This window comes from Cedecea sp. NFIX57, assembly GCF_900177785.1.
Lineage (GTDB): Bacteria > Pseudomonadota > Gammaproteobacteria > Enterobacterales > Enterobacteriaceae > Cedecea > Cedecea neteri_C.
The window spans coordinates 1-11252 of the sequence record NZ_FXAS01000059.1 but is presented as its reverse complement, the minus strand read 5'-3'; the positions used below and the strand labels follow the sequence as shown (position 1 = coordinate 11252).

The 11252-nt window shown below is 58.8% G+C and carries 12 protein-coding genes and 2 pseudogenes; 3 read left to right on the top strand and 11 right to left on the bottom strand.

Annotation, left to right across the window (positions count from 1 at the left end):
* Together B9Y90_RS24730 and B9Y90_RS24725 are read left to right on the top strand one after the other, a co-directional pair.
* A pseudogene (locus tag B9Y90_RS24730) lies at window positions 1–250 on the top strand (hypothetical protein); the annotation flags it as partial.
* 3 nt (window positions 251–253) lie between these two features.
* A pseudogene (locus B9Y90_RS24725) lies at window positions 254–430 on the top strand (DDE-type integrase/transposase/recombinase); the annotation flags it as partial.
* Between the two features lie 80 nt (window positions 431–510).
* Here B9Y90_RS24725 and B9Y90_RS27630 read toward each other — a convergent pair.
* The 10 genes from B9Y90_RS27630 to B9Y90_RS24675 form a co-directional block, all read right to left on the bottom strand.
* Window positions 511–1230, bottom strand: coding sequence for a fimbrial protein (locus tag B9Y90_RS27630; protein WP_369678991.1), 720 nt, complete (start codon window positions 1228–1230; stop codon window positions 511–513).
* A 397-nt stretch (window positions 1231–1627) separates the two neighbouring features.
* A complete protein-coding gene (locus B9Y90_RS24715; RefSeq protein ID WP_085542971.1) occupies window positions 1628–1978 on the bottom strand; it encodes an RNA-dependent RNA polymerase family protein in 351 nt (116 codons plus the stop codon).
* Window positions 1978–2490: a fimbrial protein gene (locus B9Y90_RS24710; RefSeq protein ID WP_085542970.1), complete on the bottom strand. Its 513-nt coding sequence runs from the start codon at window positions 2488–2490 to the stop codon at window positions 1978–1980. The genes B9Y90_RS24715 and B9Y90_RS24710 overlap by 1 nt, the downstream gene beginning before the upstream one ends.
* 16 nt (window positions 2491–2506) lie before the next feature.
* A complete protein-coding gene (locus B9Y90_RS24705) occupies window positions 2507–3064 on the bottom strand; it encodes a fimbrial protein (RefSeq protein ID WP_085542969.1) in 558 nt (185 codons plus the stop codon).
* A 60-nt stretch (window positions 3065–3124) separates the two neighbouring features.
* Entirely contained in the window at window positions 3125–3643 is a 519-nt protein-coding gene (locus B9Y90_RS24700; RefSeq protein WP_085542968.1) for a fimbrial protein, read from the bottom strand.
* A gap of 58 nt (window positions 3644–3701) precedes the next feature.
* The gene (locus tag B9Y90_RS24695) at window positions 3702–4277 is read right to left on the bottom strand and encodes a fimbrial protein (protein ID WP_085542967.1); all 576 of its coding nucleotides are present in this window, start codon (window positions 4275–4277) and stop codon (window positions 3702–3704) included.
* Window positions 4278–4301: 24 nt separating this feature from the next.
* On the bottom strand, window positions 4302–5057 hold the full coding sequence (locus B9Y90_RS24690; protein WP_085542966.1) for a fimbria/pilus periplasmic chaperone: 756 nt from the start codon (window positions 5055–5057) through the stop codon (window positions 4302–4304).
* A 127-nt stretch (window positions 5058–5184) separates the two neighbouring features.
* Entirely contained in the window at window positions 5185–7749 is a 2565-nt protein-coding gene (locus B9Y90_RS24685) for an outer membrane usher protein (protein WP_176227925.1), read from the bottom strand.
* Window positions 7750–7918: 169 nt separating this feature from the next.
* On the bottom strand, window positions 7919–8464 hold the full coding sequence (locus B9Y90_RS24680) for a fimbrial protein (RefSeq protein ID WP_176227924.1): 546 nt from the start codon (window positions 8462–8464) through the stop codon (window positions 7919–7921).
* Between the two features lie 262 nt (window positions 8465–8726).
* The gene (locus B9Y90_RS24675; RefSeq protein WP_085542963.1) at window positions 8727–9248 is read right to left on the bottom strand and encodes a hypothetical protein; all 522 of its coding nucleotides are present in this window, start codon (window positions 9246–9248) and stop codon (window positions 8727–8729) included.
* 253 nt (window positions 9249–9501) lie between these two features.
* On the opposite strand from B9Y90_RS24675, the gene B9Y90_RS24670 reads away from it, so the two are divergent.
* Complete coding sequence (locus B9Y90_RS24670; RefSeq protein ID WP_085542962.1) at window positions 9502–10011, top strand: C40 family peptidase; 510 nt, start codon at window positions 9502–9504, stop codon at window positions 10009–10011.
* A 363-nt stretch (window positions 10012–10374) separates the two neighbouring features.
* Here the strand turns inward: B9Y90_RS24670 and B9Y90_RS24665 are convergent, their stop codons facing one another.
* On the bottom strand, window positions 10375–10638 hold the full coding sequence (locus B9Y90_RS24665) for an ANR family transcriptional regulator (protein WP_085542961.1): 264 nt from the start codon (window positions 10636–10638) through the stop codon (window positions 10375–10377).
* Window positions 10639–11252: the final 614 nt, after the last annotated feature.

Below are 11252 nucleotides of genomic sequence, written 5' to 3'. Positions count from 1 at the left end.
TGCTCCCGGCGAATATGTCGGACAACGCTCGCATGGATTTTTTTCTGAAACAAAAGGAAAATATTCACAACAGTCGCTGATTTTTGAATGCCGCAGCACGGCATGGCGGGGTCCACCTGAAGTTGAACACTGGCAGATTAAATACGGGGAGCCGGTTTCAACGGCGTTTGTGGAATCCACGATCAACGAAGTAATTGCCAGGCGAATGGCCAAAAAGCAGCAGATGCAGTGGAGCAGAAAAGGCGCGCATTAGGACCACCGGAATATCAAACGACGGATACGGCCGATGCCGGGTTTCAAATCATTTCGGCGTGCGCAGGCGACACTGGCAGGCATTGAGTTAACCCACATGATACATAAGGGGCAATTGCCTCATCCAGCTGGCAGCGAACTATCACCGGCAGAACAATTCTATTTGCTGGCTGCCTAAATAACCGGCAGCGCCACTTTTGCTAACCTGCCGCCCTTATCGCGGCAGAACCCGGTGAACAGCAGTCTGTCGCCGCTGTGTCACTCGTCCGTGAGTATCATGGTGGCACTGGCGGAGAACCCACCCGCGACCGAGGCCACGGACGGGTCGCGCACCAGCTGAAAACCGATGTCCACCGACGTGGACACCGTGGCCCCTGAGGCTATGCTGTACACCCCGTTGGGTTCTACCTGGTGCCCGCCAAGTGTTATCGCCACCCCAAGGCCGGGCCTGGTGGTTTTAACTGCTTTCCCGCCATCAACGCTCGCATCCACATCGTACTTAAAATGAGCGACGGTACTTTTAGTCATACGCTCGCAAGTAATGTTTATCGATTTAGTCTGGGTGTTCCCGGGGTCGGGAGGAGTCGATGGTGTCCCGCGGACATGTGACTCATCGACGTTGCCAAAGGTGACATCCAGGACGCTACCCCCATTGACCGTGCATTTCGGGGGGATAGTGGGGAGCTCCTGGGCATCCTGACACCATTCCCCTCCTCCTGATGGCCTCAATTCGGACGGGGAAGTGTCTGACACGAGTGTAACACACAGGCTTCCATCGGTGGTCTCAAGAGCAGTGTCCAGTAACCCGCCAAGGGTGGGGTACCCCCGTCCCACGGGGATCGTCTTATCCAGGAAGACAGCATTCGCGCTCGTTGCGAACCCGGCCCGCGCCCTGATACTGCACTTGTCCGTGTGGTCGCACGCGGACCAACGTATGCGGTACCTGCCCGATGCAGTGACGTAGGCATCTCGGTACATAGAAATGGGCATGGGCAGGTCCAGGTCCGTCGACCACCTCTCGTGTCCGGCGGCCCGGAATCGCCAGTCAGGGTCTTCCTGGCCGGCGATCGCACATGTTCCGCCAGTGTAATTAATCATGCCCACCGATCCACGCATACAACTGTGCTCTAGTACGGGTTCAGCATGCTCGATCGCCCCGTAACCTGCATGCGCAGACCCAATGTTAACGCAGGCGGCAAAGAGAATCGCGTGAATGAGTGGGCTAAGAGGCCGGGCGTAAGTTCCGCAGGTACGATACATCGTCTCTCTCTTATTTAATTCTTACCTCTGCCCGTCGGGATATTCCGTCCGGCTGCGCATAACGCCGCAGAAGTGTGTTTAAAAAACCGGCCTGTCGTCATCGCAGACCCCGTTATTACTTTCCGTCCGGAACAGCGCTGTAGATGGTGATGTATTTCATCCTCAGCGCAGCCTTTTGCGCCGGGATACCGCGACCTTGTACACCGCTTCTCCTGATAGTACTGCGCGGCACAGGACAAATGCCGTCAGGTGTAAAATTCCACCCCAGCCAGTCAAACCGGGCCCGGGACAGCCGCCCCACCTGCGTTTTGTCCGGATACCGCTCAAATCCTTTACCGTTCAAGTGCGTCAGCAGCGTCTGTCTGGCCTGCCGCATTCCCCACCGCGTGGGGGCCAGTATCTGCATGTCCGGGTATAGGGCATCGGCGTACTGCGTCACCCGGTCCCTGAGCGGGGCATCCTGCATTACTGGTACTCCGACGTCAGCGTCCCCGTGGCCTCAAAATCCTCCAGCGCCGGCGAGGCGACCGCAGGATCCAGCTCCAGCTCCAGCTCCAGCACGGGAGGACTGTCCGGGTCGACCACAAACGGCGCCCCTACCGCCTGCGGGGCGCCGTTCTTCAGCAACCTGATATCCAGCCCGGTAATACCGGTCCCCATACCGCTCAGGTCGTGCGTCCCCCTGCGGGTAGTGTTCAGCACCATGGTGACAACATTCCCCGAGCCGACGCCCGTGCATTTCAGTTTGTCGGGCAGCGGCACCTTATGGCGCCCGGCAGTCACCGTCGTCACATTGACATTCCCGAAGGACACCTCCACGGGCTTATCGTCGTTCACCGTACATTGCACGATGTGCACGATGCGCCCCTGAAACGTGACCTGTTTACCATCAGCCATCGCCTGCCCGCACAGCAGCGTGCCGCCGAGGACAATCTGCAGGCCCGCAATGGCCCACAGCAGATATCTGCAGTGCCCCATTACACTCTCTCCGCTATCATGGAATACTCAGATTCAGGGTGGCGGTTGCGGAAAGGCTACCGGCGGCCAGCGAAGCGCCATCATTTTCCATTTGCACCACCTTCACGGTCAGCTCCGGCGGGTTTCCAGGGTCCGTCACGCTGATGGCCTTGTCGAAATCCTGAGCCCTGCCGTCAACGAGCAGCTCAATTCCCGTGCCATTTCCCGCCTTGAGGACCTGAAACGTATCCGCCGGGTTCATACCCAGGTTTCCCGCGGGCACCGTGAACGCCAGCTCAACCCCACTGCCCGCGAGCCCGGTGCAATTCACGATGGTCCCGAGAAGCTTTTGTGGGGGCTGGGAGGTCAGGGTCTTTTTCCCTCCCCCCTGGTCCACATAGCTCACGTCAGGAAATGTAACGGTACGAGCCCTCGCGTTGACAAACGCACAGTGCCGGTCCTCCTTCAGAGTCCCGGAAAAGGTGTAACTGGTGCTGTCTACGGGGCTGGCAGAGGCACACAGGGGCAGCAGCAGGCTCGTCGCCAGAAGCGCAACCCGGCTCAGCCCTGCGGGCCGCTTCGTTTTGTTATTCATAGCAAAATACTCCAAAAATGATGAATGAGGGGTCGGACTCACGCGGACCCGGCGTTCTGATTACGGAAAATTCACGTGCAGGGTTCCACTGGCGCTGAACGGACTCTCACTCAGCCAGGATGAGGTCTGTACCAGTTGCACACTCAGGGTCGGTGGAACTCTGGTATTGAAGCTCAGAGCTGAACCAACATTCGCCGGGTTGCCATCCTTCAGCAGCCGGATGCCCAGCCCGGAAACCGAGGTCTTCAGCACGGTATACCCTCCCGACGAGCCTGTCCCTGTGCTGCCCGCGGCGTCCAGGGTAACGGTTGCCGGCACGCCGGGGCCGGTGCAGTTAAGGGCCAGTAAATCCTTTGGGGACGTCGGCGCGTCAATCACCGAATGACCACTGCTGTTGCTGAACGACACCTCGCCAAAATCCACACTCCCGGTGTGGGAGCTGAATGTACACGTTGTATTGGCCACCACCGTTCCGCTGATGCGAATATCCATCGTGCCCACCGCATCCGCCGCCCGGCCCGGCAGCGTCGCCAGCCCCGCGGCCAGTGCCAGCAGCGAAAAAATCACGGTCTGTTTCATTCTTCTGTATCCTGTTGTTGTCCTGTGCTGGCGACAGTTGCCCGGGCAGCCTGAGTCGTTACGGGTAATACACCCTGAACGTCGCAACGGCCTGCAGGGGGCCAGGTGAGAGCGTCCGGTTGCGCACCGCGTCAGGCTCGGCCTGAATAAACCCCTTCAGGTGCATCACGGTCTCTCCCGCGCTCAGCGGGAACGCTTTCGCCGCCGAAACGGGCTGGTTGACGGGCAGCAGGTGTCCGTCTGCCGTCTCTATGCCGAACGCCATGCCGCGATGCGCGGACGGTAGCAGCAGCCCGGGCAATGCCGGGTCCTCCGTGCCGGTGAGCGTCACCCGTGCGTCTCCCGCCACGCCCGGCGGGCAGCCCTGCAGGACGATATCAAAACCGGTGCCGGCCGTGCGGGCCGGGACGTGTGTATAAAAAAAGCGGGCGCTCGCTTCGCCGGCGCTGACCGTAATGTCCGTGGTTTTCAGGGAGCAGGGGCCGCTGACCAGGGCGCCCGTTACCCGGACGTCCACCGCACCGGCAGGCAGGGTGACGCCGGTGCCAGCCAGGACCGCCAGTATCAGCCCCCCCGCGGCCACAACGGTCTTCTTCCGGAACCGGATGTCGTGACGTTGCTTGTGGTTATTCATGGCTGTTGCCTCCCGGGCGTGACATCAGTCGTCCTTCATGGATTTCACCTGACAGCGCCCGCCGCTGCAGCTGAACACCAGCTTCGGATGGCCACCATAGTCGTTGATAACGGTCAGTACCGGGCTTTCTCCCAGGCTCGCCGCGGCCCCCTTCAGTGGGGCGCTGCCCCGGGGCGGGAGCATGACCGGCTCGAAGCCGCTCACGCCGGCGCCGCCGTCACGGGAGGAGATGTCGCTGATGGTGATAAAGTATGGCGTCGGGTTGCCGGCCACGTAGTGGTCGCCCTGCCGGGTCAGGGTCAGCTTCTTCTGCCAGGGCTCCGTTCCGGGACCGGCCTTCAGCGCGGCCGGGCGCCAGAACAGCTTGATGCGCGACTGCAGGGCAATCTGCAGCGTGTTGGGCTTGTCGCTTCTCGGTGGAATTTCCCGCAGATTAAAATAGAACAGGGACTCCCGGTCCTGTGGCAGCCGGGATATGCCGCCCGTGGACTGCACCTTTATCTGGCTTTTCGCCCCCGGCTCAATGCGCTGGACCGGCGGCAGGGCAACCAGCGGGTCGCTGATTTTGTTGCCCGCCGCGTCCTCCACCCATGCCTGCGCCAGAAACGGGAGCTGCGTATTGTCGTTATTCACGTTAAGACTGACCGAGTTTTCATCCCCGTTGAGTACCACGCGGGTCCGGTCCAGCGCCAGGGCAGCGCTGGCGCTCTGCGCAGTCAGGAGTGCGGCAAGTGCAGTGACGGCCAGCAGGGGGCCGGTATGACGGTATACTTTTTTCATTCAGGCTCTCTCATTTCATATTTTCCTGTCCGGACATCGCATCCGGACGCCGGGGTTCCCGGGGCGGGAATAACACAACGTTCAGCGGATAACTCACAACGGGCGACCCCGTCGTCCGCGGGGCGGTTTATTTTCCCGTCGGGGCGGCAGGCCCCACTCCCCGAACGGTTTTACATGGCAGCAGCAGCGTCTGTGAATTTACCGGCAGCGGCGACGGCAGGGTGACAGAGCACTGCTCAGCCCCATCCCAACTGACCGCCATCACCTCGCCCGGACGCATACCGGACAGCCAGACGCTGCCGTCATCGCTGACGATGCCGGTCTGGGCCTGCGTGTCGTTTTGCACGGTGGCCCCGAACGGGGGCGAGCTGCCGTCAGGTAATTTCAGTACGGCCATGGCCTTCTTCCCGGCAATTACCGTGAATTTACGATACCCGATAGCCCCCTCCGTCAGCGTGTCCTCCACGACAGAGCGCGTGGCCTCTACGTCATCCCCGAGCTTATCCAGGTCCAGCGACTCGCTGTTACGCCAGTAGCTTCCCACGTTGGTCACCACGGCTTTGCCAAAGGCGTTGGATCTGGTGTCGCCGTTTCCGCCCCTGACCGGCACGCCGCTGATGCCCGCCGTGTCAACCATCATGCGGGTTCCGCCCTCCGAGCCGGTCCGGTGCAGGGCCACCCCGTATGGCGTGGCGGTCATCCCGCCACGCAGTGACATCCCCAGGGACCCGGTGTTGCCGCCCTGCCAGGCCGCCGTGGCCGTCATTTCCGTCAGGCTGCCCTCGTGCGTCAGATACCCGTCTCCCGTGACGCGACCGTGCTGGTCAGTCCCGGCGTTGATGCGGTACGTGTTGTTGCCGTCTATTCTGTCGTAATACCCGACGGAGTGGCTGACGTTTCCGCCGCGGGCATTCGCGCCGTAGTTCAGCTGGCCGCTTTCGCCCCACGGGACGGAGAGCCCCAGATACAGGCCGTTATCATTCTTTCCGTTCACCCGCGAGCGGGTGGCCGACAGGCTGAGGCTGACGCCCTTCAGCCGGCCAATATCCATGTAGCGGGACAGGGAGGCGCTGTAGGCGCTGTCCGCCCGGCCATCCCAGTAGTTGTTATAGGTATAGCTCAGATAAGCGCTGGCACCCAACGACCGGAACTGCTGGTTAAACGTCAGGGTCCAGGACTGCCGGCTGCCGGCGGCCACGCCGGCGGTTTTCGTATGCTGATACGCATCCAGGAACTGTGACATGGTCATAAAATTGCGGGTTGAAAAGCGGTATCCGGCAAACGTCACCTGGCTGTCCGTCTCGTCAAAGCGCTTCGAATAGCTCAGGCGCCAGCTCCCCCCCTGCTTTGTTCCCTCCCGCAGCTGCGCGCGGGACTGCGTGGCGTCAAGGGATATCGCCCCCAGCGCCAGCAGGTCACGGCCCACCCCGACAGCCAGCGAATGATAGCGGTCCGCTGTCAGTGCGCCACCGTACAGCGACCAGCCGTTGTTCACCCCCCAGGAAAATTCACCGGCCCCGAATGCCGGGCCATTGCCGTTATGCCGGTAGTCCGACGGTTTCCCCGCGGCCACCCGGTAGCGGATGCTTCCCGGTCGGGTCAGGTACGGAATGTCTGAGGTATTAACGGAAAACGTCTGGACGCTGCCGTCCTGCTCCTGCACCCGGACGTCAAGCTTGCCGGAGACCGCCGCATTCAGGTCCTGAATACGGAAAGGCCCTGAGGCAACGGTGGATTCATAGATAACCCGCCCCTGCTGGCTGACGGTGACCCTGGCATTGGTTCTGGCCACCCCGACCACCTCCGGCGCGTATCCCCTGAGATTTGGCGGGAGCTGACTGTCGTCAGACTCCAGGCCTACCCCCGTGTAGCGAAAACTGTCAAACAGCCCGGTACTCAGGTAGTTCTCTCCCACCGACAGCTTTGCCCGCAGGCTCCGGATGGCGCGGTAAAGGTAGTACCGGTTCCAGGTGGTCTTCAGATGCTCTGCTCCGTTCTGGTCTGCGTCGTTCCTGTCCTGCGCCTGCCAGTCCGCCCGCAGACGCCAGGGGCCAAGATTTGCCCCGGCAACGCCGTTTCCGCTGACGGACCGGCGGGTTTCGCCGGCCTGCTGCCGGGTGGTCTGCATTGTCATATTGTAATCCAGCAATACGCCCGGCACGCCGTCGTCCCAGCGGGACGGGGGGTCCCAGTCCTCCCCGCTGTACTCCAGAAAGCTGTTCGGGATGCTGACGTACAGGACGCCCGAGCTCAGGTCTCCCCGCAGCGACATGCCCTTCACCGCGTCCGTTGAAAGACACTGCCCGTCATGCCACCAGGTGAGTTTCGGGGTCATACTGTCCTTAAACCCCAGTTGAGCCACGTCGTCGTGCGTCAGGCAGGCCTCGCTCCCCTTCGGGTCGTCGTCAGGCGCCATGAAGGACACCGGACGCTCCGGCAGGGTGCCTTTATTCACCTGAATCGTCATGGTGTACGTGCCCGGCATGATGTATCCGGCCCGGGTGAACTGGCTCAGGTCAATATGCTCGCGGTCCTGGACGTCCAGGACGTCCGTATTGAACTGCACGGGCGCCTCCGCGGCGCCGACCATGGCGATGCACAACAAACTCGCCGGTAGCAGACTCGCCACACGGACGGCCTGCCACCCCGATAAACGGCCGGGGGGAAAGAGTGAGATATTCGTTAACGGCATGAGTATCACTTGTCAGGGAAGAGCAATGGCACAGCGAAAAGAAACAGTGATTCAGGCAATGCAATTTGATGTGCATTGCATGAATCGCTTATTCAGTCGGACTTACCGGCGGCGGGGAAAATAACCAGGGTTATGCCCTGAGCCCCGCCGACGGTAAGGTTCAGACTTATTACTGGTAGTCGACGGCAAAACCTACGGTGGCATTAAAGCTGCCCGGCGTTACCGCCGCGCCGGCCTGATAGGCAGCAGTAAAGTCTATCTGATCGGTTCCCGGTGTTAATGCCTGTGGGGTAGAGTCCAGCGACGGGGTCAGCACATGACCGCCAGAATCTTTAATCTGCAGGCCGACATTTTTTGCCCTGTCAGCCGCAGAGGTATCCGGTGAAAAGGTGTTGGCTGGCGTGCCGGTTACGCCGGAAATCCCGGTGAACTTAACCATAGCGGTGTGGAACGTAGTGATATCGCAGTCCGTCAGTTTGATGTGAAAGTCCGTCTCCCCTGCCACATCGCCAGCGCTTTTCAGACGCGACACCTTAACCTCCGGCAGCGAGATGGTCTGATTGACTGACGTGGTGTCAATGGTGCAGGCACCGTCGGTCACCCCCCCCTGAAAATGAAGGGTGCCACTGCCGCCATAGGTGCTGCGTGCGGCAAATGCCTGAGGAGCTGACACGCATGTACCGACCGCCATTAAGGCCAGAACGATTTTTTTCATATTTGTATTCATTATGGAATTTCACCCGAGTGATTATTTTAACGACAGAATGATCTGATCTAGATCATTTTCGGGAATATTATCCACAAACAAGAAATGTGAAGGAAATCAAAAAAGGCATAAATGGGTTTTATTTAGGATAATTCTGGCTGAACTAAATTTCAGTCGTGAGATAGCATCAATAAATAAACCTTTTTGTCATATTGAATTATATTAATTCACATTTCATTAATTTTTATTTTTCATTTTCACGTCGAACCGACTATTTACCGAGCCGGCAGGTCTTACACCAGCTCTGAATAATGGTTTTCCCGTTGCGCATACGGCGAAATCCGAACAGCCGCCCGGCGTCCTCTTTTGTACTGACGGATTTTTCGCACCGGGGACAGACGTGGAGCGGCGGCGCATTCCACCCGTTGGCATTCATCATTCTGAGCAGCAGCGGGGATAAATCAAAAGCGTCCCGCCTGCCGATATCCGGGCGACCCTCAGGGGCATTAACCCTGATAATAAAAGCTTTTTTTTCCAGCCCGCACAGGCTGTCCTGAATAAATTCTGGCGTCAGGCCCAGGCACTCAGACAGCAGCCCGGGGGAAGCGGGAAACTCCGGGATACGTGCATCCACAAAGGCAAACAGATGAATCAGAAAAATAAGCTCATTCATGCCAAGCCGGCAGGTAATATCCCCCCGAAGCAGCTGCACGGGCACGGAAATACTCCCGCCGTCGGAATAAACCGGATTTGGGCGGTCAGCGGTAATATCCGGTTCAGTATCTTTTGACATATATAAACTCCGGTAAAAGCGGCGCTGAATAATGCTCTCATATAACATTCAGAAAACACAAGCAACAGGGCTGCAACATTGCTCGTCTGTTAACTCACAATCCAGATAATTAATGCCCTGATATTCTCTGAATATTTATCCGGCGACAAAGCACACCCCCGGGGAGGTTACTATTTAAGCAATATAATGCTTGACGCTCATCGTACCAGTGGTCAAAATACGACCTTCCAGAATGTGCATCAGAGCAAAATAGATGAACTGTAAATCCTTATTTCAGATTTTTATTACCCTCGCAGTCCTGAGTATTGCCGGACCGGCATCCGCCAGGCCCGCTTCCCCCTTCAGGACAGGAAGTATTCTGTCATCCGGGGGCCGCCGCGCGACCGATGTTCATACGGTGGCGGGCAGGATTATGAATGCCTACCGGCACTGGAAAGGCGTCCACTACCTGTGGGGAGGGCAGTCCCGCGACGGTATCGACTGCTCCGCGTTGATACAGAAGATTTTTCGCGAGGCGCTGGCCAGACAGTTGCCCCGGACGACGGCAGAACAGATCAAAGAAGGGAAAAATGTCCGGACCGGCGAGCTGAAGGCCGGCGACCTTATTTTTTTTCAGACGGAGCCCGGTATACGTCATGTGGGGGTTTATGTCGGGGAGCACTGGTTCATCCACGCTTCCGGCAGTCGGAGCGTCACGGTGTCCACCCTTGAAAACGCCTACTGGGCGGGGCATTTTGAGGCGGCAAGAAGGGTCACCGGCTAATACGCTGGCAGCAAGAGAACATAGCACGCCTGTGGCGTGAGCGGCGCTGCCCCGCGGCTGGTTCTGTCGGAAAAGATGTGGTCAAACGTTGCGGGGCGTAATGAATAACCCATTTTTGCACGGTGGAATGGTCCACATCCGCGCCACGCTCCTCCGGAAGCTCTTCAGTATTGCGATAACGGAGCGAACAGGCAAGCTTCCACCGTCCGGCTCATCAGACTGAGTGCTTTGGAAAAGTGACGGCCTTTGACGCTGAGCATTTTTCAACCTTAATCGGAAGCCATGGCCCGGCAGTATAACTTTGCCTTTGTTTTTTTTCGGCAGAACCTGGCTGGCAGCCCCTCCCCGGGGGGGGGCGCGACGTCAACTCACCCTTCTGCCTGTCAGTGGCCCCCGCAGGCTGAGTTTCTCGCAAAACTCAGCTCTCGACCGGCTCCATTGTCGGTTAAGTTCATTGCATGATGTATGGTTTGCCCTCATCCAGGCCTGAAATGCCTGGATGTAATCCCCGCGCTGTTCAAAGCGCTGTGCCTTTTCCGCTTCAGGGTAATAAGCCACGCTGTCCCGATACTGACGGGGAGCCGGTCCTGCGTCAGCGTCGGGTATTTTCGGCCAAAGTTCAGACATAGCAGTCCTCTGTGTAAAATGAATATTGGTGGGGCATCGGGGGCAAAGCCTTCCGGCAACAGGAGGCTGTCTGCCTCGATGCGTTGATTGATATATGATATATTCACATGACTTCTGATGCTGAAAAATTAAAATAGATTCACAATGATGTGAATACGCATCTGTTGCACCGACTCCCGGGCACCTCTCCGGTGAGATTCGGATATGCTCCCCGGGAGAGTAACGGGGTATCCGGACTGGCCGGCAATAAGGCGTCAATGGTCTGACCGCGGGCATCAACGGCCGGCCGCTTATAACGCCGGAGAGCACTGTCAGGAAGCCGGTCCCCGATGGAACACTCCGTGATGAAGCGGGGGAGCGTCACCTATAAGGTCCCGTTCCGCTATCCTGTCTTCAGGGGCGTGAAGACGGAGGGAGGGGGTCAGATGCCCGTTTACACGCCGGGCTGTGACATCACCAGGGCAGCGTCGACGTCTGAAGGCTCTCAGGGCAGTGGCACGGCCGGGCAGCATTAAAACTCAGCCTGTTATCTGACTGCGCCTTAATGCAACGGGAACAAAGCGTTAACATTTCATATGTCAGCCACCGGGCAAGAGCCAGGTGCTGAAATATTC